30 protein-coding genes and 2 tRNA genes are annotated in these 23643 nt (G+C 63.0%); 21 read left to right on the top strand and 11 right to left on the bottom strand.

What is annotated here, in order from left to right; translation table 11 throughout:
• The first annotated feature begins 40 nt into the window (after nt 1–40).
• Entirely contained in the window at nt 41–628 is a 588-nt protein-coding gene (locus VDP79_RS04585) for a type 4 pilus major pilin (RefSeq protein ID WP_323017052.1), read from the top strand.
• Nucleotides 618–1685, top strand: coding sequence for a hypothetical protein (locus tag VDP79_RS04580; RefSeq protein ID WP_323017051.1), 1068 nt, complete (start codon nt 618–620; stop codon nt 1683–1685). The genes VDP79_RS04585 and VDP79_RS04580 overlap by 11 nt, the downstream gene beginning before the upstream one ends.
• 8 nt (nt 1686–1693) lie before the next feature.
• Here the strand turns inward: VDP79_RS04580 and VDP79_RS04575 are convergent, their stop codons facing one another.
• Together VDP79_RS04575 and uraH are read right to left on the bottom strand one after the other, a co-directional pair.
• Complete coding sequence (locus VDP79_RS04575) at nt 1694–2923, bottom strand: urate hydroxylase PuuD (RefSeq protein ID WP_323017050.1); 1230 nt, start codon at nt 2921–2923, stop codon at nt 1694–1696.
• A 51-nt stretch (nt 2924–2974) separates the two neighbouring features.
• Nucleotides 2975–3328 carry a hydroxyisourate hydrolase gene (gene uraH / locus VDP79_RS04570; protein WP_323017049.1) on the bottom strand — a complete coding sequence of 118 codons (354 nt, stop codon included), beginning with the start codon at nt 3326–3328 and terminating at the stop codon, nt 2975–2977.
• A gap of 267 nt (nt 3329–3595) precedes the next feature.
• Here uraH and VDP79_RS04565 point away from each other — a divergent pair, with 267 nt between their 5' ends.
• From VDP79_RS04565 to yghU, 6 genes are all read left to right on the top strand, one after another.
• On the top strand, nt 3596–4354 hold the full coding sequence (locus tag VDP79_RS04565) for a GntR family transcriptional regulator (protein ID WP_323017048.1): 759 nt from the start codon (nt 3596–3598) through the stop codon (nt 4352–4354).
• Nucleotides 4354–5322, top strand: coding sequence for an allantoinase PuuE (gene puuE / locus VDP79_RS04560; protein ID WP_416233047.1), 969 nt, complete (start codon nt 4354–4356; stop codon nt 5320–5322). The genes VDP79_RS04565 and puuE overlap by 1 nt, the downstream gene beginning before the upstream one ends.
• A 90-nt stretch (nt 5323–5412) precedes the next feature.
• Nucleotides 5413–6453, top strand: a complete 1041-nt coding sequence (gene alc, locus VDP79_RS04555; protein WP_323017046.1) for an allantoicase — start codon at nt 5413–5415, stop codon at nt 6451–6453.
• Between the two features lie 44 nt (nt 6454–6497).
• Nucleotides 6498–7745 carry a M20/M25/M40 family metallo-hydrolase gene (locus VDP79_RS04550; protein WP_416233046.1) on the top strand — a complete coding sequence of 416 codons (1248 nt, stop codon included), beginning with the start codon at nt 6498–6500 and terminating at the stop codon, nt 7743–7745.
• 59 nt (nt 7746–7804) lie between these two features.
• A complete protein-coding gene (locus VDP79_RS04545) occupies nt 7805–8023 on the top strand; it encodes a SlyX family protein (protein ID WP_323017045.1) in 219 nt (72 codons plus the stop codon).
• 78 nt (nt 8024–8101) lie between these two features.
• Nucleotides 8102–8944: a glutathione-dependent disulfide-bond oxidoreductase gene (gene yghU / locus VDP79_RS04540; protein ID WP_323017044.1), complete on the top strand. Its 843-nt coding sequence runs from the start codon at nt 8102–8104 to the stop codon at nt 8942–8944.
• Nucleotides 8945–8972: 28 nt separating this feature from the next.
• On the opposite strand, the gene VDP79_RS04535 is transcribed toward yghU, so the two are convergent.
• A complete protein-coding gene (locus VDP79_RS04535; RefSeq protein ID WP_323017043.1) occupies nt 8973–10187 on the bottom strand; it encodes an MFS transporter in 1215 nt (404 codons plus the stop codon).
• Nucleotides 10188–10309: 122 nt separating this feature from the next.
• Here VDP79_RS04535 and VDP79_RS04530 point away from each other — a divergent pair, with 122 nt between their 5' ends.
• The 4 genes from VDP79_RS04530 (at nt 10310) to VDP79_RS04515 (ending at nt 13589) form a co-directional block, all read left to right on the top strand.
• A complete protein-coding gene (locus tag VDP79_RS04530) occupies nt 10310–11209 on the top strand; it encodes a carbohydrate kinase family protein (RefSeq protein WP_323017042.1) in 900 nt (299 codons plus the stop codon).
• Nucleotides 11210–11371: 162 nt separating this feature from the next.
• Nucleotides 11372–12313: a sulfurtransferase gene (locus tag VDP79_RS04525; RefSeq protein WP_323017041.1), complete on the top strand. Its 942-nt coding sequence runs from the start codon at nt 11372–11374 to the stop codon at nt 12311–12313.
• An 18-nt stretch (nt 12314–12331) separates the two neighbouring features.
• Nucleotides 12332–13411: a YeeE/YedE thiosulfate transporter family protein gene (locus VDP79_RS04520; protein ID WP_323017109.1), complete on the top strand. Its 1080-nt coding sequence runs from the start codon at nt 12332–12334 to the stop codon at nt 13409–13411.
• Nucleotides 13412–13424: 13 nt separating this feature from the next.
• Nucleotides 13425–13589 (top strand): hypothetical protein, encoded by a 165-nt coding sequence (locus VDP79_RS04515; protein ID WP_323017040.1) that lies wholly within the window; start codon nt 13425–13427, stop codon nt 13587–13589.
• Nucleotides 13590–13604: 15 nt separating this feature from the next.
• Here VDP79_RS04515 and VDP79_RS04510 read toward each other — a convergent pair whose 3' ends face one another.
• The gene (locus VDP79_RS04510) at nt 13605–14498 is read right to left on the bottom strand and encodes an MBL fold metallo-hydrolase (RefSeq protein WP_323017039.1); all 894 of its coding nucleotides are present in this window, start codon (nt 14496–14498) and stop codon (nt 13605–13607) included.
• A gap of 137 nt (nt 14499–14635) precedes the next feature.
• On the opposite strand from VDP79_RS04510, the gene VDP79_RS04505 reads away from it, so the two are divergent.
• The 3 genes from VDP79_RS04505 to VDP79_RS04495 are packed head-to-tail and all read left to right on the top strand — an operon-like array spanning nt 14636 to nt 15813.
• The gene (locus tag VDP79_RS04505; RefSeq protein WP_323017038.1) at nt 14636–14962 is read left to right on the top strand and encodes a metalloregulator ArsR/SmtB family transcription factor; all 327 of its coding nucleotides are present in this window, start codon (nt 14636–14638) and stop codon (nt 14960–14962) included.
• Entirely contained in the window at nt 14955–15386 is a 432-nt protein-coding gene (locus VDP79_RS04500) for a YeeE/YedE family protein (protein WP_323017037.1), read from the top strand. Before VDP79_RS04505 ends, VDP79_RS04500 begins: the two co-directional genes overlap by 8 nt.
• Nucleotides 15387–15396: 10 nt before the next feature.
• A complete protein-coding gene (locus VDP79_RS04495; RefSeq protein WP_323017036.1) occupies nt 15397–15813 on the top strand; it encodes a DUF6691 family protein in 417 nt (138 codons plus the stop codon).
• On the opposite strand, the gene VDP79_RS04490 is transcribed toward VDP79_RS04495, so the two are convergent.
• Together VDP79_RS04490 and VDP79_RS04485 are read right to left on the bottom strand one after the other, a co-directional pair.
• A complete protein-coding gene (locus tag VDP79_RS04490) occupies nt 15786–16367 on the bottom strand; it encodes a cytochrome b (RefSeq protein WP_323017035.1) in 582 nt (193 codons plus the stop codon). The genes VDP79_RS04495 and VDP79_RS04490 overlap by 28 nt on opposite strands.
• Before the next feature lie 151 nt (nt 16368–16518).
• A tRNA-Thr gene (locus VDP79_RS04485) sits at nt 16519–16594 on the bottom strand.
• Between the two features lie 97 nt (nt 16595–16691).
• On the opposite strand from VDP79_RS04485, the gene VDP79_RS04480 reads away from it, so the two are divergent.
• Nucleotides 16692–17060: an MAPEG family protein gene (locus VDP79_RS04480; RefSeq protein ID WP_323017034.1), complete on the top strand. Its 369-nt coding sequence runs from the start codon at nt 16692–16694 to the stop codon at nt 17058–17060.
• 35 nt (nt 17061–17095) lie between these two features.
• Here the strand turns inward: VDP79_RS04480 and VDP79_RS04475 are convergent, their stop codons facing one another.
• The 5 genes from VDP79_RS04475 to VDP79_RS04455 form a co-directional block, all read right to left on the bottom strand.
• A complete protein-coding gene (locus VDP79_RS04475; RefSeq protein WP_323017033.1) occupies nt 17096–18211 on the bottom strand; it encodes an AI-2E family transporter in 1116 nt (371 codons plus the stop codon).
• Nucleotides 18212–18233: 22 nt separating this feature from the next.
• Entirely contained in the window at nt 18234–19463 is a 1230-nt protein-coding gene (locus VDP79_RS04470) for a DUF3422 domain-containing protein (RefSeq protein ID WP_323017032.1), read from the bottom strand.
• Between the two features lie 118 nt (nt 19464–19581).
• Entirely contained in the window at nt 19582–19812 is a 231-nt protein-coding gene (locus tag VDP79_RS04465; RefSeq protein WP_323017031.1) for a hypothetical protein, read from the bottom strand.
• A 209-nt stretch (nt 19813–20021) separates the two neighbouring features.
• Nucleotides 20022–20567: a DUF488 domain-containing protein gene (locus tag VDP79_RS04460; RefSeq protein WP_323017030.1), complete on the bottom strand. Its 546-nt coding sequence runs from the start codon at nt 20565–20567 to the stop codon at nt 20022–20024.
• Between the two features lie 98 nt (nt 20568–20665).
• A complete protein-coding gene (locus VDP79_RS04455) occupies nt 20666–20929 on the bottom strand; it encodes a zf-TFIIB domain-containing protein (RefSeq protein ID WP_323017029.1) in 264 nt (87 codons plus the stop codon).
• A 131-nt stretch (nt 20930–21060) separates the two neighbouring features.
• Here VDP79_RS04455 and VDP79_RS04450 point away from each other — a divergent pair, with 131 nt between their 5' ends.
• From VDP79_RS04450 to VDP79_RS04430, 5 genes are all read left to right on the top strand, one after another.
• Nucleotides 21061–21432 carry an MbcA/ParS/Xre antitoxin family protein gene (locus tag VDP79_RS04450; protein ID WP_323017028.1) on the top strand — a complete coding sequence of 124 codons (372 nt, stop codon included), beginning with the start codon at nt 21061–21063 and terminating at the stop codon, nt 21430–21432.
• A 50-nt stretch (nt 21433–21482) separates the two neighbouring features.
• Complete coding sequence (locus VDP79_RS04445) at nt 21483–22175, top strand: RES family NAD+ phosphorylase (RefSeq protein WP_323017027.1); 693 nt, start codon at nt 21483–21485, stop codon at nt 22173–22175.
• Between the two features lie 39 nt (nt 22176–22214).
• Entirely contained in the window at nt 22215–22598 is a 384-nt protein-coding gene (locus tag VDP79_RS04440; RefSeq protein ID WP_323017026.1) for an RNA-binding S4 domain-containing protein, read from the top strand.
• Between the two features lie 89 nt (nt 22599–22687).
• Complete coding sequence (locus VDP79_RS04435) at nt 22688–23506, top strand: universal stress protein (RefSeq protein ID WP_323017025.1); 819 nt, start codon at nt 22688–22690, stop codon at nt 23504–23506.
• A 64-nt stretch (nt 23507–23570) separates the two neighbouring features.
• A tRNA-Asn gene (locus tag VDP79_RS04430) sits at nt 23571–23643 on the top strand.

The following is a 23643-nucleotide window of genomic DNA, read 5'->3' as shown; positions in this document are numbered from 1 at the left end:
GGGCGGGCGTTTTGTCGCCGGAATACGGCAAGGGGGCACTATGCAGGACACACAGCGACTATGGAATGAGGGCCGGGCTCAGGCGCGCAGGCGGGCGCAGCAGGGGTTCTCGCTCATCGAAGTCTCCATCGTGACGGCGATCGTGTTGCTGATTGCCGTGATCGGAATTCCCGCCATCGGCGGCTATGTGCTGGAAAACAAAGTGCCCAAGGTCGGCCAGGAACTGGCGCGTTTCGTGATGCACACGCGCGTCAATGCCGGGACTGCAGGCGACCCGCCCTATGCTGGTATCGGTACGGCGAATCTGGCGTCGATGGTGGCGGATTCGACCGTGTTGACGCGGGCCGGTGACGGAGCGATTCTGCATGGTCTGGGGGGCAGCGGCACGATCGAGGTAGAACCCGACGACGCCGGCGCCGGGTTCTTGCTGCGCCTGTTGCGGGTGAATCACGTTGCCTGCCCTTCGATCGCTTCGGTGCTGCAGCGGGTGGCCGATCGCATCACGGTCAGCGCCGGCGGCGGGGCGGCCCAGACGGTCAAGGACGACACCACGCCCTACAGCGCCTTGTCCGCGGAATCGGCATGCGCCAAGGGTGACACCAATCAGTTCGTGTTCTATGTGCGCTGATCGACACAGGCAGCGCGGCTCGCTGCTGCTGGAAGTCATGCTGGTGGCTGCCCTGAGTCTGGCGGCGGCGATCTGGGCCGGTCAGGAATGGGCGCAGCGGGCCAGGGTCATGCAGGCGCAGGCTTTGGCGGCGTGGATGGAGCCCGCCAGGGCAGCCGCTAAGGCCTATCTGCAGCGGCATGCCGCCGCTTTGCAGCAGGCGGTGGCGCCGCAGGATCTGGCTGCCCACGGCATTGCCGATTGGACAGCGCCCGACTGGGCGGAACTGCAGGCGGCAGGCTTGCTGCCCGAGGGGTGGCAGGACCATGGGCCCTTGCGTCAGACCTTGGCGTTGCGGGTATCGCGTGCAGGACACTGTCCGCAGTCACCCTGCCAGGTGCAGGCCCTGATCGGCACGCGTGGCGGCCTGCTGCGATCCGATGGCCGGGTGGACGATGCGCTGGTGGCGGAATGGCTGCTGGCGGCCCAGGGGCGCGGCCTGGTGCTGTGGCCGCATGATCCTCTGCATTTCAGAGGGGCAGGGCGCCGTGTGGCGCGGCCTGCCGATGGATTCTGGGAGCCGGGTGCAGTGGCGCTGGCCGCTGATGTGACGCGGGCGGTGGATGATGCTGCGCCCGGGGCGTCAGAGACAGAGACGGATTTCCTGCGTGTCCGTGATACCCGCAATCCGGATTTCCAAGGAGATGCCTCGGTCCTGGGCACGATCAGAAGCGGCGCCTGGGTGCGGGCCCAGGAAGGGCTGGTGATGGAACAAGGCTGGATCGGGAATAGCCCCTGTGCCGTGGATGGCGCGGTGGGCCGGGATGGTCGCTATGCGGGCCTGCTGATTTGTCGTCAGGGCGTCTGGCAGCAGTTGGCGCGTCCTGCAGGTGGCGGCTATATGGTTAATAGCCGCCAGGGATGTTCCAGTGTGACGGGACAGGCCACGACCAACCCCTTGACCGGTAGCTGCAATTGCTCTGCCGGCTATACCCGGGTCCAGGTCGCCGAAAGCGGCGCGTTGGCCGCTCCCGAAGGCCTGACCCAGGGGTTCGTCTGTCAGCCCAACAGCAACTGACCGTGCGTTTACTGGCCGTTCCAGGCGGCGATGACGGCGCGTTCTTCGTCGGTCATCTTCGTCAAGTTGGCCAGTGGCATGTACTTGTTGCCGACCACCTGCTTGATCTGTGCGGCATGCTGCAGGGTCTGCTCGTTGGTGTCCAGCAGGATCCCGGCAGGCGCTGCCGCGAAACCGGGCTGGGTGGGTTTGGCCGAGTGGCACTCCACGCAGCGGGCGGTGATGATGCCGTGTACCTGGTTGATGGTGACGGCGGCCTGGGCGGCTGTCGCAGCGCTGCCGGTCTGGCTGGGCGCTGGTGCAGCCGTGGGCGCCGGGGCGGCGATCCAGCCGATCAGGGCCAGCATGAGGATGCCGGCTGCCGGATAGCGCAGGTCGTTCTTGCCCGTGTGGCGCAGCACGAAATACTGGCGGATCACGGCGCCGGCAAAGATGAACAGCGACATGATGACCCAGGCGTATTCATTCGAATAGGTGAACGAATAGTGGTTGCTGAGCATCAGGAAGATCACCGGCAGCGTGAAATAGGTGTTGTGCACCGAACGCTGTTTGCCCCAGGCTCCGTCCAGAGGATTGGGTTTTTCACCGGCTTTCAGCGCCTTGACCATGCGGCGCTGGCCGGGAATGATCCAGAAAAACACGCCGGCCGACATGCAGGTGGCCATCAGGGCGCCGGTGATCAGGAATGCCGCGCGGCCCGGAAAGATCTGCGTCGTCAGCCAGGCTACGAACACCATCATCACGCCCACCGCCACGCTTAACCAGCCATCGTGGTTAACGGTCGGGCTGATGATGCGGCACAGACGCGAATACACGTTGTAGCCCACCACCAGAAACAGCACTGCCAGGATGCCGGCTTCGGTGCCGCTCATGTTGCGGGCCCATTCCCAGGGGCTGGACGGGTTGACCAGGTAGATGTCGGCTTTCAGCAGGTACAGCAGCATGAACAGGCCGAAACCCGACAGCCAGGTGGTGTAGGCCTTCCAGAACGACCAATGCAGGTCGTTGGGCAGTTCGGCCGGATTGGTCAGGTATTTTTGGTTGTGGTAGAAGCCGCCGCCGTGCACGGCCCACATTTCACCGTAGACGCCCAGCTTTTTGCTGTGTTCGCCCTTGGGGGCGTGCAGGCTCAGGTCCAGCATGACGAAATAGATCGATTCGCCGATCCAGGCGATGGCGGCGATGACGTGCAGCCAGCGCAGCAGCAGATTGCCGTATTCCAGGAAAAAGCCTTCCATGGCTAGGTCTCCTCTTGTTTTATTGGATGAATGTCGGGGGAAGGGCGGCGCTTAGCTGCCGCGATAGGTAGACCAGGTCCAGGGCGTCACGACCAGCGGCACGTGATAGTTCTGTTCCGGATGGGCGATGCCGAAACGCAGCACCACCACGTCCACGAAACGCGGTTCGGGCAGATCGATGCCCTTGGCCGCGAAGTAGTCCCCCGCATGGAAGACGAGCTCGTAAGCGCCTTTGATCAGGGCATCGCCGCTGAGTAAAGGCGCGTCACAGCGGCCATCATGATTGGTGGCTGTCTGTGCGAGCAGAATGCGGGTATCGCCGTCCAGGCGATAGAGTTCCAGGGCGACGCCCTGAGCCGGCACACCATGTACGGTGTCCAGGACATGGGTGGAAAGTTTTCCCATGAGATTGATCCCCGGTCAGTATCCTGCCAATCAGGCCCCCGGTATGGCCGTTCCGATACCAAGATATCGGTTCGCAAGGCGTCTGCGCGAAAACGTGAAGAGCCTTGGGGCAGGATGGTTTGCGTCGGCGCCGACCGGACTTCCGGAGCGTGTCCGGCAAGGCATCCGACATATTGTCAACAATTTGTGTTGACGATTCTCTCGTGATCCTCAATAATTGTCAACAATTTTTGTTGACCATGATTTGATGCCAAATCGCTCATTCCGATGCTCCAGTTGAAACCTTCTCGAGGCGTTTCGTCGGATCTGCAGGCCCCTCGGGCCTCTTCCCTGCGCAACCCGAAGACCGCCAGCAATCCATCCGAAGTCGATCGCGTCTACGGCGAGATCTTCGATGCCGCCATGGACCGCCGCCTGCTGCCGGGGGCCAAGCTGACCGAGGCTGCACTGTGCTCGATCTTTGATTGTTCGCGCAGCACCGTGCGCGCCGCCTTGGCGCAGCTGGCCTATGACAAGATCGTGCTGATCGAGCCCAATCGCGGGGCGCGGGTCTGGCAGGCCACCCCCAAGGAAGTGCGCGATGTTTTTGCCATGCGCCGCGCCCTGGAAGGCATCACCATCGATCAATTGGTGGCGCTGGATGACGTTGACCGGCGCTTGGCGCCGCTGGACGACATGGTGGCGCGGGAACAGCGGGCTTACGAGCAGGGCGACCGGATCAGCTGGATCCGGCTGTCCAATGCGTTTCACGTCGAGCTGGCCCGCCTGCTGGACAATCAGGTGTTGACGGACATGTTGTCGGGGCTGTGCGCCCGCACGACGCTGATCATTGCCTTGGGCGGCAGCCCCGAAGGCAGCGCTTGCTCGTATGTCGAGCACCGGGACATTCTGGACCAGCTCCGGCGGCGCGATGCGCAGGGGGCGAGAGCCGCCATGGATCATCATTTGCAGGACTGCGAACAGCGGATGGACACGCCCGAGGAAGGCGTCGCCGATCCCTGGTCGGCACTCAACGTGCGGCGCTGATGTGCGGCGTTGACACTCATTTTACCAGGAGACTTCCTATGACAGACCTTCATTATCCGCGTGATCTGGCCGGCTATGGCCGCACGCCTCCGCAGGCCAATTGGCCCGGCCAGGCCCGCGTGGCCGTCCAGTTCGTCATGAACTACGAGGAAGGCGGCGAAAACTGCGTGCTGAATGGCGATGCCGGATCGGAACAGTTTCTGTCGGAAATCATCGGCGCCGCCGCATACCCGGATCGCCACCTGTCGATGGAGTCCATCTATGAATACGGCTCGCGCGCCGGCGTCTGGCGCATCCTGAGGGAATTCGAGCGCCGCGGTCTGCCCTTGACCGTCTTTGGCGTCGGCATGGCGCTGGAGCGCAATCCTGAAGCGGCCCGCGCCTTTGTCGAACTGGGTCACGAAGTTGCTTGTCATGGCTACCGCTGGATCCATTACCAGAACGTGCCGGAGGCGGTCGAGCGCGAACATTTCCAGCGCTGCGTGGAGATCGTCACCCGGCTCTTGGGCCGCCACCCCGATGGCTGGTATACCGGTCGCGACAGCCCCAATACGCTGCGCATCGTGGCCGAGGAAGGCAAGTTCCTGTATGACGCCGATTACTACGGCGACGATCTGCCTTTCTGGACCGAAGTCGATCTGGGCAATGGCAAGACCCATCCGCAGCTGATCGTGCCCTACACCCTGGATACGAACGACATGCGCTTTGCCTCGCCGCAGGGCTTCAATACGGGCGATCATTTCTTCCACTACCTGCGCGATGCCTTCGATGTGCTGTATGCCGAAGGCGAGACCTCGCCCAAGATGCTGTCGGTGGGCCTGCATTGCCGCTTGACGGGCCGACCGGCGCGTTTTGCCGGCCTGCAGCGCTTCCTGGACCATATCCAGAAACATGATCGGGTATGGATCGCCACGCGGGCCGATATCGCCCGCCATTGGGCCAAGGAACATCCTTTCAAGGCAGTCTGATTTTTCTTTCCCCGCCGGACGATGTCCCGGCGCCCTACCGCCCGGGCATGGCCCGGACGGGTTTATTCTGAATCTCTGGAGTGCATCCCCATGGCTACACCCAATCTGCCAGTCGGCACCGTGATCGACGCCCCCGCGGTCGACCTGCCTGTTTTTGCCACCCGTCACCCGAATCTGGCCAGCGAAAAGCTGGGCGCAAAGGTCGTATCCTGCACGGACGAATTCTTCGCCAGCGCCTCGCGCATGCTGCAGGATTCCGAGCCCGTGTTCATCGTCGGCAAGTTCGACGACCATGGCAAATGGATGGATGGCTGGGAAACCCAGCGCCGCCGCAACGGCGGCAACGATACCGCCATCGTCAAGCTGGGTCTGCCGGGCGCGATCCGCGGCCTGGACATCAACACCAGCCATTTCACCGGTAATTTCCCGCCGGCGGCGTCCGTGCAGGCCGCCCATTGTGCAGGCGAGCCCGACGATAAGACCGAATGGGTCGAGATCGTGCCGGCCAAGTCCCTGCAGGGCAATTCCCATCATTTTGTGGAAATCGCCGACGAACGTGTCTGGACGCACCTGCGCCTGAATATCTTCCCGGACGGCGGCGTGGCGCGCTTGCGCGTGTACGGCCAGCCGGCCTGCAACTGGGACCAGCAAGATCCCAACGCTTTGTACGAAGTGTCGGCCCTGTCCAGCGGCGGGCGCATCGTGGGATACAACGATTCCCACTTCGGTTCGCCCATGCCGCTGTTGACCGCCGGCCGGGGGGTGAACATGGGCGATGGCTGGGAAACCCGCCGCCGCCGCGAACCGGGCAACGACTGGGTCATCATCGAGCTGGGCCATCCGGTCACGGTCGAGAAGATCGAGATCGACACTGCGCACTTCAAGGGCAATTATCCGGATCGGGTGTCTGTGCAAGGCGCGCTGGTCAAAGAATCCACCGATCAGTCGCTGGTGACGCAAGCCATGTTCTGGCCCGTCATCCTGGGCGAGCAGAAGACCGAGATGGACAAGCAGCATTTCTACGAAGGCGCTGCCCTGCAGCCGGTGGGACCGGTCTCTCATGTGCGGGTGAACATGTTCCCCGACGGCGGCATCAGCCGCGTCCGCATCTGGGGGCGTCTGGCCCGTTGATCGGCACAGGCGCCTGCGGGCGCCTGTTTTTTAGGAGATCGTGAATGAGCATGTCTGCGAATGCTGCCTTGCCCGCCCGCCTGAATGCCTGGGTGGACGAGCACTTTGATGAGCAAGTGGCGCTGTTGCAGCGCCTGGTGGGCATTCCCACCGATACGCCGCCAGGTGATACCGCCCCGCATGCCGAGGCGGTGGCCGCCACGCTGGAAGGCTGGGGCTGGCAGGTGGAACGCCATGCCGTGCCCGCCGATGAGATGCAGGCGTATGGCATGCGCAGCATCACCAATCTGATCGCGCGTCGCCAGTATGCGCCGGGCGGCCCGGTGATCGCCCTGAATGCGCATGGCGACGTGGTGCCGCCGGGTGACGGCTGGACCCATGATCCCTATGGCGGCGAAATCGTCGACGGCCGCCTGTATGGCCGGGCATCGGCGGTGTCCAAGAGCGATTTCACCACCTATCTGCATGCCGTGCGGGCGCTGGAAGCCAGCGGCGCCTCCCTGAAGGGCGCGGTGGAACTGCACTTTACCTATGATGAAGAATTTGGCGGCTTGAAAGGCCCCGGCTGGCTGCTGGATCACGGCTTGAGCAAACCGGATTACGTGGTGTGCGCCAGTTTCAGCTATGCAGTGGTCACGGCGCACAATGGCTGCCTGCAGTTTGAGGTCACGGTCAACGGCAAGGCTACGCACGGATCGGCGCCCAAGACCGGCCATGACGCCTTGCAGGCCGCCAGTCGTATTCTGGCGGAAATCTATCGCCAGGCGGCGGCGCTGGACGAGATCCATTCCGGCATCGACGGTATTACGAATCCAACCATGATCGTCGGCCGGGTCGAGGGCGGCACCAATACCAATGTGGTGCCGGGGCAGGTGGTGCTGAAGATGGATCGCCGCCTGATTCCCGAAGAGGATCCCGAGCAGGTCGAGGCGCAGGTGCGTCAGTTCATCCAGTCGGCGGTTCAGGGGTTGCCGGGCATCACGGTCGATATCCGCCGCCTGCTGCTGGCCCGCGCCTTGCGCCCTCTGCCGGGTCATGAAAAATTGGTGGCCAGCCTGCAGCGGCATGCTCAGGCGGTATTTGGCGAGGCCATTCCTGCGGTGGGCACGCCCTTGTATGCTGATGCCCGTCTGTATGCAGAACATGGCATTCCCACCGTCATGTACGGGGCCGGGCCGCGCACGGTGCTGGAATCCCGGGCCAAACAGGCCGACGAGCACGTGGTGCTGGCCGATCTGAAGGGGGCGACGCAGGTAGTAGCAGGCATGCTGGCGGATTTCCTGGCGGCCTGAGCCGCAGCCCCCGGCGTGGCTGCCTGTGCTGTAATAGGGGCTTGCCGGGGGTTGTGAACATGAATGAACAGGCTGCGCTGGAAGCGCGTATCGTCGAACTGGAACTGAAGGCGACGTATGCCGACGACCTGCTGGATCAATTGAACCAGCAGGTATTCCGGCAGCAGCAGCAGATCGAAGCCCTGGCCCGCGAACTGCAGGGTCTTCGTCAGCAGCGCGGCCCGGATGGGCCTGCCGGTGCGCCTCATCCGCAGGATGAGCGTCCCCCCCATTATTGATGCCGCCCGGCTGTAGCCGGGGCGGTGTTGTCAGCGATTGCGCCGGTGCGCCGGCTCAGCCCAGGAGTCCCTCAAGCCATGAATCAACCTTCTGAATACGTGCCTCCCAAAGTCTGGACCTGGGAGAAACCCAGCGGCGGGCGTTTTGCCAGCATCAACCGCCCGGTGTCCGGGGCGACGCACGATCAAACCTTGCCGGTGGGACAGCACCCCCTGCAGTTGTATTCCCAAGGCACGCCCAATGGCATCAAGGCCACGATCATGCTCGAAGAGCTCCTGGCGGCCGGTCATGTCGGGGCCGAGTACGACGCCTGGCTGATCCAGATTGGCGAGGGCGATCAGTTTGGCAGCGGCTTTGTCGAGGTGAATCCGAATTCCAAGATTCCCGCACTGGTGGATCGCAGCGGGGTATCGCCCATCCGGGTGTTCGAATCCGGCGCGATCCTGCTGCATCTGGCGGAAAAATTCGGCGCGTTTCTGCCTGCCGATCCGGCAGGCCGCGCGGAATGCCTGTCCTGGCTATTCTGGCAGGTGGGCAGCGCCCCCTACGTGGGCGGCGGTCTGGGCCATTTTTATGCGTATGCGCCGTTCAAGATCGAGTACGCCATCAATCGTTTCGCCATGGAAGCCAAGCGGCAGCTGGATGTGCTGGATCAGCGTCTGGCGCAGCATGCATTCGTCGCGGGGGATGACTACACCATTGCGGATATCGCGATCTGGCCCTGGTACGGCGGGCTGGTGTTGGGGCAGGTCTATGGCGTGTCGGAATTTCTGTCGGCGCAGGACTACCAGCATGTGTTGCGCTGGGCGAATCAGATCGCGCAGCGCCCCGCCGTGCAGCGCGGGCGCTTGGTCAATCGCACCGCTGAAGGCAATCTGCGCGAGCGGCATGCCGCGGCGGACTTCGATGGCCTGATTTAGCGGCCTCTTGGGTGCGGCGGGCCGGGTATCAGACGGAGGGTTCTGGCGCCTGGCGGATGGCGCGGGATCTGTCGATGGCCATAGAGAGCATCAGGATGGCGAAGCCGCCCAGCGCCAGCCCGGTCCCCACCCAGCCCGGCGAAGTCCAGCCGTAGCCGCCGGCAATCGCCATGCCGCCCAGCAGCGGTCCCAGGGCATTGGCGAAGTTGAAGGCGGAATGGTTCAGCGCGGCCGCCAGCCCCTGGGCATGCCGCGCCACATCCATCAGGCGGGTTTGCAGCACCGTGCCCAGCGCGCCGCCGAAGCCGATGAAAAACACATTCAGAGAGATCGACCAGATGTGGTCAGCCGCCAGGGGGAACAGCGCAGTCATGGCGGCGCTCCAGAGCAGCAGGCCGGCGGCGGTCGGCAGCAGGGCCTTGTCCGCCAGCCAGGGGATCAGGATGTTGCCCACGGTCAGCCCCACGCCGAAGATCCCCAGCACCAGCGGCACGGTTTCCGGCGACACATGGGTGACTTCCAGCAGGACGTCGGCCAGATAGGTGTAGACCGCGAACATGCCGCCGAATCCAATGGCGCCCACCGCCAGGGTCAGCCAGACTTGCAGGTGCTTGAGCGCGCCCAGTTCACGCCAGGGGCTGGCGCCGGCTTCGGGCGGGCTGTAAGGGGCCAATCGCGCCACCAGCGCCATGGTCAGCAGGCCGGACGCGGCGACCAGGCCGAAACCCCAACGCCAGGTCAGCGCGTGTCCCAGCCAGTTGGCAAACGGCACGCCGATGATGGTGGCCACCGTCAGGCCCAGAAACATGCGGCCGACAGCCTGATTGCGCCGGCCATGCGGCACCAGCGATACCGCCACCAGAGAGCCGATGCCGAAATAGGCGCCGTGCGGCAAGCCGCTCAGAAAGCGCAGCACCAGCAGGGATTCATAGTTGGGCGCAAAAGCGCACAAGGCATTGAACAGGGAAAACATGCCCATCAGCCAGATCAGCAGCGTGCGCCGCGCGATGCGGGCGGCCAGCACGGTCAAGAGCGGCGCGCCGACCACCACCCCCAGCGCATAAGCGCTGATGACGTGGCCGGCAGTGGGCGCATCGATCCCCAGGTCCTGTGCAAAATACGGCAGCAGGCTCATGGTGGCGAATTCGGTTGTGCCGATCGCGAAGGCGCCGATGGCCAGCGCCAGAATGACCAAGCCGGGCGAAGCAGGCGCCCGGCGGTGTGGCAAAGAGGATGGGGACATGGAGTCGAGGAAGAAAATCCTTCAGATGTGCAGTGTACTTCATTGGTGAAAACCCTGATATGGATTCCTGCTGCGTCTGGATTAGGCTTTCGGCTCCCCATCCCATCAGTGCCTGGATCGTCATGCAATTCACCACCATCGGCGCAGCCATCGTCGACATCGTTGTTTCTCATGTGCAGCCCATGCGGGGCGCCAAGCAGGATGTGGACCATATCGGTCTATATGCCGGGGGCGGGGCGGTCAATGCTGCGCTGAACGTGGCGGCGCTGGGCGCGCAGGTGACGGTCCATGCGTGCGTAGGGCGCGACCTGGAAGGCGGCCTGATCCGCGATCTGCTGCAGCGTCATGGCATCCGTGCCGCCATTCCGGATCACACGCTGCCGACCGGCAAGGCCGTGGTCATGGTGGATGATACGGGCGCCGCACGGGCGTATGCGCAACGCGGCGCCAGTACTTGGGTGGGCGAGCAAGGTTTCGACGGTCTGCAGCAGGCCGATGTCGTCTATGTGACCGGCTTGTCTCTGGCATCCCAGGCGTGGCTGCAAGAAGCCCTGGCAGGCATGGCGGATCGATCCTTTCGTCTGGTCGTGACCCCCGGCGCCCGGCAGTTATCCGATCCTGCCGCCCTGCATGGCTTGTGGGATCAGGCGGACTTGTTATGCGTCAATGCCCGCGAAGCGGCGAAACTGAGCGGCGGCGATACGCTGCAGACCGATGCGCCGCCGCCCGATGTGGCGCAGGCTTTGGCGCGCCGGCTGATCCGGCGCCCGGGGCAGTCCATCCTGGTCACGTTGGGGGCGGGCGGAGCCTTGTTCTTCGATGGCGAGCAGGGGCATTTCCATGCGGCCAGAACCGTGGATGCCGTATCCACCATCGGCGCCGGCGATGCCTTTGCCTCGGCGTTCGTCCATGCCTGGGCGGATGGCGCGCTGCCCCAGGCAGCCCTGGCCGCCGCGACCGACAGCGCTGCGCAGATCATCCAGATCGTGCCTGCCAACCAGGCGGGACCATTGCGCGCCTGAGCCGGTCGCCGGAGGCGCGCTGGACCCGGCGCGGCAATCGCCGCAGGCCGGGCCGGATTTCAGATGGGTTTTATATAACCAGGAGTTTGATAGGTATCGCTGGCGGCCAGATCGAATCTGGGACAATGAATGCCTGTTCCGTTCTCTATCCTGGTTCCCACAATGAACATCCTGTCTGCCTTTTTCGGTGGTGCGGTCTTGACCCTGGCTGCGACCAGCAGCGCCTGGGCGGCTCAACCGCTGCTGACCCCGCCTGAACTGAATGCCTTGCATCAGCAGTCTTCGGTGCGCGTGATCGACATCCGCCCGGCTGAAGCCTATGCGGCTGGTCACATCCCAGGCGCAGTGTCGGCTCCCTATGCGCAGTGGCGCGGCCCGGCGAACAATCCTGGCCAGTTGCCGCCGGTGGACCGCCTGACCCAGCTGGTGCAGACGCTGGGAGTGGATCAGAGCGTCCATGCGGTGGTCGTGTTCTCGGGGGCCGACAGTACGGATTTCGGCGCTTCGGCGCGTGTCTACTGGACATTGAAATATCTGGGCCTGAAAGACCTGTCGGTGCTCAATGGCGGGGTGAAGGCCTGGGCGGATGCCAATCTGCCGCAAGACCAGATCACGCCGACGGTGACGGCCAGCGCCTTCCAGGCGCAGTTGGACGAGGCAATCCTGGCGACCACAGATCAGGTCGCCGCCCAAGTCGGCAATCCTCAGACCCGCTTGGTCGATGCGCGGCCACTGGACTTCTATCTGGGCAAGGTCAAAGCCCCCACTGCCCAGGTGCCGGGCACCATCCAGGGCGCTGTCAATGTGGAAAACGGGCGCTGGTTCAAACCCGGCACGTCGATTTTCGTATCCCTGGATCAGGCGCGCCAGATCGCGGCTGAACTGTTGCCGGGCGAGCAGGCGGCAGAAACGATTTCCTTTTGCAATACCGGCCATTGGGCGGCGACCGACTGGTTCGCTCTGTCGGAAGTGGTGGGTGTGAAAAATGTGCGGCTGTATCCGGAATCTCTGGCCGAATGGTCTCAAGACGCATCCCGGCCGATGAGCAATGTGCCGGGTCGCGGCAGCCAGATCCTGGATAAGGTCAAGGGCTTGTTCGGTTAAGCAGGCGACTATTCCATGATAAAGCGGATTCCCTTGGCGGCGGTCATCGCCGCCTTTCTGATCTTTCTGGCCTGGTCGGTGGCCTTGCGTCAGGCGCTGCTGTTTCTGGTCGGCATCGGCCTGGGCGCCGTGTTGGCTGGCGCGCGTTTCGGTTTCACGACCGGTTGGCGGCGGCTCATCGAGCAGCGCGACCCGTCAGGGGTGCTGGCGCAGCTGGTGCTGCTGGCGATTGCCGCGGCAGTGTCAATGCCCCTGCTGGCTGCCTATCCGACGGATCTGGGGGCGGCGCTGGGGCCGCCCAGCGTCAGCCTGATTGTCGGGGCTTTTGTATTTGGCGCCTGCATGCAGGTGGCCGATGGCTGCGGTTCCGGCACGCTGTACAAGGCCGGGCTGGGTATTCCCATGAACATGGCGATCTTGCCGCTGTTTGCCATTGGCAGTTTTCTGGGGTCGGCGACGCTGGATCAATGGCTGTCCTTGGGTGCTTTGCCGCCTTATGGTCTGGTGACGCATGTCGGTGCGCCCACGGCCTTGTTGTTGACGCTGGCAGGACTGGCGCTGGTCGGTTGGGGGGTGACGCGCTGGACCGGGCGCGCTGCCCGTTGGTGGGATCGTAAATTGCTGGTGGGCGCCGTGCTGCTGGCGCTGCTGGCCGTGTTGAATCTGGTGATCGCCGGTCAACCTTGGGGCATCGTCTATGGCTTTGGTCTATGGGCCGCCAAGCTGGCCGCTGCGACGAATCTGTTTGATCCGGCCGCCAACGCCTTCTGGAGCGAACCCGTCAATACCGCCACGCTGACCCAATCCGTTTTTCTGGATGTCACCTCGATCACCAATATCGGTATTTTGGCCGGCGCCTTGTGGATCGCAGCCGGCAAACCGCGCGCCGCCGCACGGCCCATGACGGCCAGCCAGTGGATGATCGGTTTGGGGGCTGGATTATTGCTGGGCTATAGCTCTCGGCTGGCGTTCGGTTGCAATATCGGCGCCATGGTCAGCGGCATTTCGACCGGCAGCCTGCATGGCTGGATCTGGGTGCCCATGGCCTTTCTGGGTTCGCTGATCGGTGTGCGGGTGCGCCGCCGGTTTGCATTTTGATCAGGGGCGGCAGATGAAGACCCGATTTCTAGCCCTTGCTTTCTGGTTGCTGCTGGTGGGGTTTTTCGCCTGGGATTGGGCCAGCAGCGCTCCGATCAATGTTCGCGCTGAGCCGCCGCTGATCGCCGCCGGGTCAGGGGTGGCCCCCAGCGGCGGGCATTGCGCTTCGACATTCTGATTTTTGCGGCGGATGTCAGCGGGGCGCCTGCGTCCCTGCTGGCGCCGAGGACAGCGCGTTGAGCGGAATCTTCAGGTAGGACGTGCCGTTGTCTTCGGCGGGCGGCAGCTGTCCGGCGCGGATATTGACCTGCAGCGCCGGCAGGATCAGCGTCGGCGCGTCCAGCGTGGCATCCCGCGCCTGACGCAGCGCCACGAAAGCATCTTCCGTGATCCCGTCGCGCACATGAATATTGTGCGCCTTGTGCTGCGCCACGCTGCTTTCCCAGGCGGCAGGGCGGGTATCCGGCGGATAGTCGTGGCAGGCGAACAGCCGGGTCGCGTCCGGCAGCGCCAGGAGGCGCTGGATGGACCGGTACAGGGTTCGCGCATCGCCCCCGGGAAAATCGGTGCGCGCCGTGCCCACATCGGGCATGAACAGCGTGTCGCCGGTAAAGACGGCATCCCCTGCCTGATAGGCCATGTCCGCAGGCGTATGGCCCGGCACGAACAGCGCACGTGCCTGCAGTGTGCCGATCATGAAGGTGTCGCCATCGGCAAACAGCTGATCGAATTGGCTGCCATCGGCCTGGAAGTCAGCCCCCAGGTTATAGAGCTTTTTGAATACCCCCTGCACTTGGCGGATGGATGCGCCGATGGCGATATGGCCCCCCGCGCGCTGGCGCAGATAGGCCGCCGCCGACAGGTGGTCGGCATGCGCATGGGTTTCCAGTATCCATTGCTGAGTCAGTTGCTGATCGTGTAGATAGCCGAGGATCCGATCAGCAGATGAGGTATCGGTGCGCCCGGATGCCGGTGCGTAGTCCAGCACAGGATCGATGACCGCCGCCATCCGGCTGACGGGATCGGACAGCACATAACTGACGGTGCCCGTGACGGGATCGAAAAATGGCTGGATGGATGGGGACACGGCAGTTTCCTTTGTTTTTCAGGCGGCGGAGCGGGATAAGCGCGTCCTTCCGATGATAGCTGGCTGGCAAACAATATATTGATCAATATTATATTTAATGATATATTGTTATGCAAGATCCATTGCTTGAATCCACCATGTCCCCTGATGTTCTAGATCCTGATCGCCTGCGGGCCGCCGCCGCCCTGGCGGTGGCCGACCTGAAGGTCCTGGCCAATCCCGAACGCCTGTTGCTGCTGTGCCAGCTGTCCCAAGGAGAGCGCAGCGTGGGCGAACTGGAAACCTTGTTGGGGATTCATCAGCCGACCTTGTCCCAGCAGCTGGGGGTGTTGCGGTCCGAAGGCGTAGTCGTCACGCGCCGCAGCGGCAAGCAGGTTTTCTACCGCGTCGCTCAGCCGCAGATGCTGCAGGTGCTGGCGGCGCTCTATGCAATTTATTGTCCGGCAGGAACACACCATGATTGATTGGCATGCCTTTACGCCCTGGTCCGCCTTGATCGGGGGGGTGATGATCGGTGGGGCGGCGGCCCTGTTCATTTTGCTCAATGGCCGCATTGCAGGCATCAGCGGGGTGCTGGGCGGCCTGCTGCGGGCAGGCGCCGGGGATCGCGGTTGGCGGGTAGCTTTCGTGGCCGGCCTGATGGCGGCGCCCTGGCTGGCGCAGACGTCGGGTCATGCGGTCCGGATCCAGATTGATGCGGAAGTCGGGACGCTGATTGTCGCCGGCCTATTGGTCGGCCTGGGTACCCGTTATGCGGGCGGCTGCACTTCCGGGCATGGCGTATGCGGCCTGTCGCGTCTGTCGCCGCGATCGCTGGTGGCGACGGTCTGCTTCATCGGCGCCGGCATGGTGACTGTGGCCGTAGTGCGTCGTTTTCTGGGACTGTAAGGATCGCATCATGACAATTTTCACCGCATTTCTGGCCGGCTTGGTCTTTGGCATCGGTTTGTTGGTGTCGGGCATGGCGGAACCGGCCAAGGTCATCGGTTTCCTGGACATTGCCGGGGCCTGGGACCCGTCTCTGGTCTTGGTGATGGGCGGCGCCGTGATGGCCGGCCTGCTGGCGTTCCGGCTGGCCGGTCGGCGGGCGACGACCTACCTGGGCTTGCCGCTGGCTTTGCCTGCCGTCCGTCATATCGATGGCCGTCTGGTGGGCGGCAGTCTGGTGTTCGGCATCGGCTGGGGGCTGGTCGGCCTGTGTCCTGGTCCAGCCCTGGTCGATTTGGGGGCGGGGCGTTGGCAGGCGGCCGTGTTCGTCGCCGCCATGTTGACAGGCATGGGGCTCTTTCAGTGGCTGGAACGATCCCGAGGCTGATGGACGGAGCCTGATCGCTGTCCAGGCAGCATGCGGATCAGCGTGTTGTCACGCAAGATGTAGTGGTGCGCCAGAGCGGCAGCGGCGTGCAGGCCGATCAGGAAATAGCCGATATTGCCGATGATTTCGTGGATATCCTGCAGGTTGCGGCCCAGCGCCTTGTCCGGCGTGATCAGTGCGGGCCATTCCCACGCAAAGAAAGGCACGGGCTTGTCTTGGGCGCTGAGCGTCAGCCAGCCCAGCAGCGGCATCAGGATCAGAAAGGCATACAGAGTCAGGTGCATGGCGCGCGCCAGCCGGTGTTGCCAGTCGGAGAGGATCGGGGTGATCGGTGGAATGGCCGAGACGTTGCGGATGGACAGCCGGATGAAGGTCAGGCAGAACACCGTCAGGCCGGCCATGGCATGCCATGATTTCATGGCGTCATGCAGTGGATTGCTTTTGGGAACCAGGCCGCGCAGTTCGATCAGTGCGTAGATTGCGATCAGCAGGATCAGCGTCAACCAATGCGCCGCCATCATCAGACGGCTGTAGCGGTCATTCGATGGGTTCATGATCCGTCCTTGCGTGGCGACAAGACGGTGACATGATACGCGGCGCCAGATGAATGGCGGATGAATAAGGGGTGTCTTGGCCCGGAGAGGCGGGCAGGCATCAAAAAAGCCCCGGCGATGAATCGCATGGGGCTTGATTGAGATGATCTTATGGTGCCGGCTAGAGGAGTCGAACCCCCGACCTTCTCATTACGAATGAGCTGCTCTACCAACTGAGCTAAGCCGGCCATGGCGGTTATGGTGAATCGCCATCGTCTGGCAGGGTTAAACCCCACCAAAGCCAGCTATTATACATGGAATTTTTTCAACTACTGAGGGGCTTTCATGAGCATGATTCCGGGTCTGATGATTGCGGCGGCCGCGCTGCCCTATGTTGCCGCCATTGCGGCTAAGGCGGGGGGACGGCGCTTCGACAACAACGACCCCAGGCCGTGGCTGGCGGCGCAGCAGGGCTGGCGGGCGCGAGCCAATGCCGCTCAGGCCAATCTGTTCGAGGGCCTGCCGTTTTTTTACGCCGCCGTGTTGTATGCCTTGTACGCCAATGTGCCGGCGAACCGGCTGGTCGGCCTGATGGGCGTCTGGATCGCGCTGCGGGTGCTGTTTGTCCTGGCCTATATGCTGGGGCGCGGGACGGTACGCTCGCTGATCTGGGCGGCGGCGCTGATCGTCAATATCACGATCATCCTGTCCTGATGGCGTGCCTGGATCAGGCGGGCCTAGTCCTAGGCCTAGTCCTGATCCGGCGCGCTGCGGCCTGAAGCAGCTGCATCATCCTGCGGGCGGCTGTTCTGGATCGCGGCCACGGCATCGGGAAACAAGCCCCAGCAAGCCATGAACAGGGCCGCAAACAGCGGGCCGATGACAAAGCCGTTCAGGCCGAATACCGACAGGCCGCCCAGGGTGGAAATCAGGACCACGTAATCGGGCAGTTTGGTGTCCTTGCCCACTAGAATAGGGCGCAGCAGGTTGTCGATCAGGCCGATCACCATGATGCCGAATACAGTCAGCGTAATGCCTTGCCACCAGGCGCCGGTCACCAGGAAATAGATGGCTACCGGCACCCAGATCAGCGATGCGCCCACGGCGGGCAGCAGCGACAGAAAGGCCATCAACACACCCCAGAACAAGGCGCCCTGGATGCCCAGAAAGGTGAACATCAGGCCGCCCAGCAAGCCCTGGGTGGCGGCGATCACGATATTGCCTTTGACGGTAGCCCGGACGACGGTGGCGAATTTCTGGAAGAGCTTGTGACGGTGGTCGTCCTGCAGCGGGATCAGCTGCATGAGAGACGGCACCAGTGATGTGCTGTCTCGCAGCAGAAAGAACAGCAGATACAGCATCACGCCCAGTCCGACCACGAACTGAAAGGTGTTCTGGCCGATGTTGACAGCCTGCTTGGCCAGGAACTGACTGGCTTGCAAGGCGCCGGCCGACAGCTTTTCGCGGATGCTGAGCAGATCACCCACCCCTAAGGAATTCAGCCAGCCGTGCACCGAGGGCGGCAAGGCGGCCACGATCTGCTCGTAGTATTGGCCCAGGTTCAGCTGCCCGGTATTGATGCGGGTGTATAGGCCCGCGACCTCGTTGGCCAGGGCGCCCGCGATGAACAGCAGGGGCAGAATCACCATCAAGGTAATACACAGCACGGTCAGAAAGGACGCCAGGCCGGGGCGTTCGCCGCCCAGCAGGCGCAGCAGCCAGCGGTGCAGGGGGCTGAAGATCACCGCCAGCACGCCGCCCCAGAAAATAGCCGCGTAAAACGGTATCAGAATGCTGATGAACGCGATCGAGACGGCGGTCAGCAGCAGCAGAAAGCTGCGGAAATGAAGCGTGTTGGTATGCATGGATGTCGGTGTGACGGTTGGGTCAGTGCCGCCGGGCGTTGCGGATGCGGTAGGCGATGGCGCCGATGATAATGGCTGCTACCGGCATGCTGGTCAGCAGGGCGGAATGCGGCGACCAGTCGAAACCCAGTGTCAGGATGCCCTGATACAGCAGTTTGAACAGGCTGAACAGATAGTAGCTGATGGCGATGATGGACAGGCCCTCGACTGCCCTCTGGATCTTGATCTGGGTATCGGCGCGGGTGCTCAGGCTTTGCAGGATCTTGCTGTTCTGCTCTTCCATTTCGACCTGGACCCGAGCCTGCAGCAGATTGCCCAGATGGGCCACGGCGCTGCCGATGCGCGTCAGGCGTTTGTCGGTCGATTCGCAGTAGCGGACGGTCGGACGAAAGCGCTGGGCGATGAAGGTGCCCAGTTGCTGGCAGTCGCCGGTGCGGCTTTCATGCAGTTCGGCGATGCGCTCGAAGACCAGTTGAGCATAGGCTTCGGTGGCGCTGAAGCGCAGGCGGGTGCGGGCGCGGGTCTGAGTCACGCGAGCCGATAGCCGCGTGATGCGTTTCAACAGCGCCCGGATGTCGTCGGCTTCGGCCAGGGCGTTGTCGTCCGACAGCGCCACCAGTTCGATTTCATATTGCCGCAGTTCGCTGCCCAGCATGCGCGCGACGGGCAGGGTCATGGACGCCATCAGGCGATAGGTTTCGATTTCCAGCAGGCGGCGCACCATCCGGCCCAGGCGCCGGCCGTCCAATTGACGGTTGAGCACCAGCATGCGGTTCAAGCCGTTGCCGTTCAGGCGCAGGTCGCTCCAGACCGTAGCCTTGCCGTCGTCCAGATCGGACCCGACCGGGTCGTGAAAACCGTAGGCGTCCAGGTCGCCGCGCCAGGATGTTTCCGACTCCACACAGATCTGGTCGGCGTTGATGATCAGTTCGCTATGGGTTTCTGCAACCTCGGCCAGCACGGCGGGCAAGGCGGGCCAGGGACTGGCGCTCGCGCCGGGACTGACCAGGGTCAGCGTCAGAAATTCAGTATGCCGTTCCCATTTCAGATGAGCGTCGCCCACCGGGAATTCGCCCTGGGGCAGGGTCGGATCGGCCAGGGCAACGTGGCGGTTGCACAGCGTGCGGATAATGGTCTGCGCAGCATCGCTCTCGTCCAGAATAGCCAGGTGAAAGACCTGGGCGGGCGCGTCGAAATACATCGAGGGTCGAGCGTGTAGTTCGTTGTGCAGAGTATTGCGTTGCAGGTGCATGCGGCTTCAGTCCGAACGGTGAAGTCTAAAGAGATTCAGTGTATCCAAAAACCGCATGAAAAACGCCGCAGCGACATGCTGCGGCGTTGAATATGGCTGATCAGGGCCTTGTGATGATTCAGGATTTGGTTTGCGGCATCGTGTGTTTCTTGGCGGACGAGTGAGCTTTCTTGGCCTTGTGCTGTGCTTTGGCTTTATGGGCCGGGGCGGTTTTCGCAGTCGCCTGGGCCGTAGCCTGAGCGGGGGCGCCTGCTGCGGTATTGGCAGCAAAAACCGGCGCGGCCATAGCGAGGCCGAGAGCGGCCACGGAGCAGGCCGTCAAGTAGGCAATGCGGGAACGTGTCGTCATGACATGAACTCCAGAGGGTGCCCGGGAGCACCTTTGCATCCGGGCGGGCAGATCGATCCACCTGATGCTCAGATCATGGCGTAGGGAAATGGTTCGCGTCCGACATGAAGATTTACCATGTTGACGGTCGGCTGAATGCCGGCGCTGCCGGCATGCCCGAACGTTGCTGGAACTGGCCTGTACACCGGGGTGGGTCGTGGGCAGGCCCTTCAGCCGGCGGCCTGTGCGGCGAGGGGGTATAGGACAGTCGCATCCGCCTGAACGACAGCTCCCCGCGTCAGGCTGGCGGCGTCCACGTGGCCCGGCCCCATGATATGAAAGACCGGGATTGCTCGGGCGATCAGATAGTCGCTGACAATGCGACGGTGGCAGCGCCACCAGACGGCTTCCGAACACATGATGGCGCAGCGCTGTGCGTGCGCCAGGCTGATCAACGTGTCCAGTCCCTGGCGGAATTCATCTGTCAGCGCATAGTCGGCGTAGTGGTGAAAACTGTCGTTTTCCCAGAAGCCGTTCACCGCAGGCGATGTGGTTTTTGATTTGCCGCGCAGTCCGCCCAGCGCGGCCAGATGTTCGTAATCGATGCCGTAGGGAATCAGTGAGTCGGGCAGGGTGTCGCGATTGAACTGCGGGTTGGTGCGCGAGCGCGGCACCGTGCGGATGTCCACCAGCCGTTCGATCCCCGACGCTTGCAGCAGAGCCGCAAAGGCCGGCAGGTCGTGGGTGGAATGGCCGATGGTGTAGATGGGTGACATCGCCTTTGTCCGGGAATTCGATGGATTCATAGTAGTCCTTCGTCCCGGCATCGGCTCGGTCCATGATGGGCGGACTGACACCGCCCATCATGGACTGCTCAGTCGAAAATTTCGTGCCAGAACGATTTGTGCTTGCGGTGGCCGTCGTATCGGCGGGAGTCTTCGTAGCGAGGCTGTGGCGGATGTCCCGCTTGAGCAGCGGGCCGCGCCGTGGCTGCGGATTCGCTGGCGCTGCGCTCGATCAGCTTGTCGAGCTCGCCGCGATCCAGCCAGACCCCGCGGCAATTGGGGCAGTAGTCGATTTCGATATTCTGGCGCGAGGACATGGCGAGGTCTGTGTTCGTGCAGACTGGGCATTTCATGGGCAATGGCTCCGAGGGTGGGTGGATAGGATTGGACCGTTCAGTTTGTAGTAAGTTTCAGTGTCTGTCGATATTGTTATAAATGCACATTTATAAGATAATTGTGCATATAGAACCAATTAAAGATCGCCATGACAGCCCTGCTCAAGACCTCTCCGGCCCCGGATGCCGTTCTGGCCAAGGCCGTATTGCGGGCGGGGGATCAGCTGGGTTTGCGCCAGGTCCAATTGGCGGCAGTGCTGGGCATGCATCGCACCGCTGTCAGTCGCATGAAAACCGCGCAATCTCTGGACCCTGACTCCAAACAGGGGGAAATCGCCCTGCTGTTGATCCGGATAGCGCGCGCCTTGTTCGCCCTGGCGGGCGGGGATGCCGTATGGATCCGGCATTTCATGCAGTCCCCGAATACCGTCACGGGCGGAGTGCCCGCCGAACAGATTCGCACCATCCAGGGCTTGATGACGGTGCTGCGCTTTGTCGATGCACTGCGGGGCAAGATTTGATCTGGGCGGCATGCGATGGGCCGCACCAGATTCAACCGATCCGGGGCGTCTTGTATCGCTTGGTTGAAAGCCAGGAACAGATCGCCACCCTGGGTTATGTGGACACCCTGGAAGAGCAGGCGGTCCTGGAATCCCTGCTAGAGGCGTCCAAACCCGTCTGGCCTGTTGGCGGCGACCGTTATCACTATCTGCTGCGGTCCCCTTTCCGGTATCCCCCTTTGCCCTGGGGATCGCGGTTCGGGGCGCGGCACGAACCGGGGCTGCTGTATGGCGGCTTGAGCCAGCAGACGACCTTGGCTGAATCCGCCTATTACCGCTTCATTTTTCGCCAGTCCATGGCGGGGCCTGCCCCCAAAGACGTGCTGATCAGTCAACATACCTTGTTCACGGCTGCTTATCGCACGGATCATGGCCTGCTGCTGCAGGCGCCGCCGTTTGATCGCTACGGCACGTCTCTGATGCATCCGTCCGACTACACCGCAACCCAGCAGTTGGGGGCGGATATGCGCGGGGCCGGCGTCCAGGCTTTTGAATACGCATCCGCTCGCGATCCCGCGCATCAGTCTTGTGTCGGGCTGTTCACCCACCAGGCGCTGGCGGGCGTCAAGCCCCTGACGTTGGCGCCATGGCTGTGCGAATTGCGCGAGCAGGAGGTCGCCTTCAAACCGCTGGCCGGCTCGTCAGTGGTGACCTACCGTTTGGATGACTTCCTGGTGGGGAGCGCCTTGCCCCGGCCCGCCTGATCCCCTATTGTGTGACTCTGACTGCAGCAAGGAAACCGCATGGACAAGATCCGGCTCGACAAGTGGCTTTGGGCCGCCCGTTTCTACAAGACCCGCAGCCTGGCTGCGCATGAAATTGGCGCAGGGCGCATCCAGGTCAATGATCAGATCGTCGCCAAACCCGCGCGGGAGGTGACTGCGGGCGACCGGATCCGGGTGCGCAAGACCGGGCTGGACATCGAGGTCGAGGTCCGGGCGGTCAGCGGCGTGCGTGGCCCTGCGCCCCAGGCAGCCTTGTTGTACCAAGAGACCCCCGTCAGCATCACGGCCCGTGAACAGGCGGCGGAACAGCGCCGCCTGGCGCCGGAGCCTGCGCAGGATTTGACAGCGGGCCGTCCCACCAAACGGGATCGCAGGCTGATCGACCAGGTACGAGGGCGGTAGGCTTAGGGTAAACGCACCCGAGACCCTATACTGGGCTTGCCTCGCAAGGCTGTGCAGTGTCCTGGACAATACCTTCTGGAGTGATCGCTATGTACAAACGCATTCTGGTACCGCTTGATGGTTCACCGTTTTCGGAAGAAGTGATTCCCTATGCGGCTGGCTTGGCGGCCGTGCATGGCACGGAGCTGATGCTGCTGCGTATTGTCGGTAAAGCGTCTGACGAAGCGGATGCCAGGGATTACATTAATTCGATTGCATCCGCTCATGGCGTCCGCGGCCTGTGTGTGCTGGATACGGGTGATGCGGCCCGGGCGATTCTCAAAGAAGCAGCCAGTCAGCCAGCCACTTTGCTGGCGATGACCTCGCGCGGGCATTCCGGCTTGATGGAGATCATGCTAGGCAGCGTGACCCGGCGTGTCGTGCGCGGCGCCGAGGGGCCGGTGCTGGTGTATCGTCCGACCGGAGGCAGGACGGCAGCCTCTGAAAAGATAACGCTGCGCAGCGTAGTCGTGCCTTTGGATGGCAGCCAGTTGCCAGAGGTCATGGCCCATGATGCCGCCAGGTTTGCCCAGTGGGCCGATGCCGGACTGGAAGTCGTCAGCGCAGTTCAGCCCGTCAATGCTGCGCAGGTGGGCGAGGGACCCAGCCAGGAAATGCCGATGCTGGAATCCGGCTATGTGCATTCCCAGGCCACTGAACTCGCCAAGCAGCACGGCGTGAGCGTCGACTGGGATGTGCTGCATGGCGAACCGGTGCAGGCGATTGTCGATCATGTGGCCCATCGCAGCGGCGTCATCCTGGCGATGGTCACCCGGCGCCAGGACGCGCTCGAAGCCGCTTTGCTGGGCAGCGTGACCTCGGGATGCCTGCGCAGGGCCGGCGTACCGATCCTGATGCGCTTTCCCTGAGCACGAAGAGGCCGGCAATTGTGCGGTCTCGAAAAATTATGCTATAGTTTCGCTTCTTTGCGATTCCCCGATAGCTCAGTCGGTAGAGCGACGGACTGTTAATCCGCAGGTCCCAGGTTCGAGCCCTGGTCGGGGAG

It is taken from the genome of Castellaniella sp., from assembly GCF_034675905.1.
Taxonomy (GTDB): Bacteria; Pseudomonadota; Gammaproteobacteria; order Burkholderiales; family Burkholderiaceae_B; genus Castellaniella.
The sequence above is the reverse complement of the archived record's forward strand: the minus strand, read 5'-3'. Positions and strand labels throughout refer to the sequence as shown.

Coding starts and splice junctions, on each gene's coding strand:
- VDP79_RS04435 (WP_323017025.1), top strand. CDS start 22,688: ATGTACAAACGCATTCTGGTACCGCTTGATGGTTCACCGTTTTCGGAA.
- VDP79_RS04525 (WP_323017041.1), top strand. CDS start 11,372: ATGAACATCCTGTCTGCCTTTTTCGGTGGTGCGGTCTTGACCCTGGCT.
- puuE (WP_416233047.1), top strand. CDS start 4,354: ATGTGCGGCGTTGACACTCATTTTACCAGGAGACTTCCTATGACAGAC.
- VDP79_RS04550 (WP_416233046.1), top strand. CDS start 6,498: ATGAGCATGTCTGCGAATGCTGCCTTGCCCGCCCGCCTGAATGCCTGG.
- uraH (WP_323017049.1), bottom strand. CDS start 3,328: ATGGGAAAACTTTCCACCCATGTCCTGGACACCGTACATGGTGTGCCG.
- VDP79_RS04455 (WP_323017029.1), bottom strand. CDS start 20,929: ATGAAATGCCCAGTCTGCACGAACACAGACCTCGCCATGTCCTCGCGC.
- VDP79_RS04460 (WP_323017030.1), bottom strand. CDS start 20,567: ATGTCACCCATCTACACCATCGGCCATTCCACCCACGACCTGCCGGCC.
- VDP79_RS04565 (WP_323017048.1), top strand. CDS start 3,596: ATGCTCCAGTTGAAACCTTCTCGAGGCGTTTCGTCGGATCTGCAGGCC.
- alc (WP_323017046.1), top strand. CDS start 5,413: ATGGCTACACCCAATCTGCCAGTCGGCACCGTGATCGACGCCCCCGCG.
- VDP79_RS04480 (WP_323017034.1), top strand. CDS start 16,692: ATGAGCATGATTCCGGGTCTGATGATTGCGGCGGCCGCGCTGCCCTAT.
- VDP79_RS04575 (WP_323017050.1), bottom strand. CDS start 2,923: ATGGAAGGCTTTTTCCTGGAATACGGCAATCTGCTGCTGCGCTGGCTG.
- VDP79_RS04535 (WP_323017043.1), bottom strand. CDS start 10,187: ATGTCCCCATCCTCTTTGCCACACCGCCGGGCGCCTGCTTCGCCCGGC.
- VDP79_RS04465 (WP_323017031.1), bottom strand. CDS start 19,812: ATGACGACACGTTCCCGCATTGCCTACTTGACGGCCTGCTCCGTGGCC.
- VDP79_RS04495 (WP_323017036.1), top strand. CDS start 15,397: ATGACAATTTTCACCGCATTTCTGGCCGGCTTGGTCTTTGGCATCGGT.
- VDP79_RS04530 (WP_323017042.1), top strand. CDS start 10,310: ATGCAATTCACCACCATCGGCGCAGCCATCGTCGACATCGTTGTTTCT.
- VDP79_RS04490 (WP_323017035.1), bottom strand. CDS start 16,367: ATGAACCCATCGAATGACCGCTACAGCCGTCTGATGATGGCGGCGCAT.
- VDP79_RS04450 (WP_323017028.1), top strand. CDS start 21,061: ATGACAGCCCTGCTCAAGACCTCTCCGGCCCCGGATGCCGTTCTGGCC.
- VDP79_RS04505 (WP_323017038.1), top strand. CDS start 14,636: ATGTCCCCTGATGTTCTAGATCCTGATCGCCTGCGGGCCGCCGCCGCC.
- VDP79_RS04440 (WP_323017026.1), top strand. CDS start 22,215: ATGGACAAGATCCGGCTCGACAAGTGGCTTTGGGCCGCCCGTTTCTAC.
- VDP79_RS04585 (WP_323017052.1), top strand. CDS start 41: ATGCAGGACACACAGCGACTATGGAATGAGGGCCGGGCTCAGGCGCGC.
- VDP79_RS04475 (WP_323017033.1), bottom strand. CDS start 18,211: ATGCATACCAACACGCTTCATTTCCGCAGCTTTCTGCTGCTGCTGACC.
- VDP79_RS04580 (WP_323017051.1), top strand. CDS start 618: ATGTGCGCTGATCGACACAGGCAGCGCGGCTCGCTGCTGCTGGAAGTC.
- VDP79_RS04470 (WP_323017032.1), bottom strand. CDS start 19,463: ATGCACCTGCAACGCAATACTCTGCACAACGAACTACACGCTCGACCC.
- VDP79_RS04545 (WP_323017045.1), top strand. CDS start 7,805: ATGAATGAACAGGCTGCGCTGGAAGCGCGTATCGTCGAACTGGAACTG.
- VDP79_RS04500 (WP_323017037.1), top strand. CDS start 14,955: ATGATTGATTGGCATGCCTTTACGCCCTGGTCCGCCTTGATCGGGGGG.
- yghU (WP_323017044.1), top strand. CDS start 8,102: ATGAATCAACCTTCTGAATACGTGCCTCCCAAAGTCTGGACCTGGGAG.
- VDP79_RS04515 (WP_323017040.1), top strand. CDS start 13,425: ATGAAGACCCGATTTCTAGCCCTTGCTTTCTGGTTGCTGCTGGTGGGG.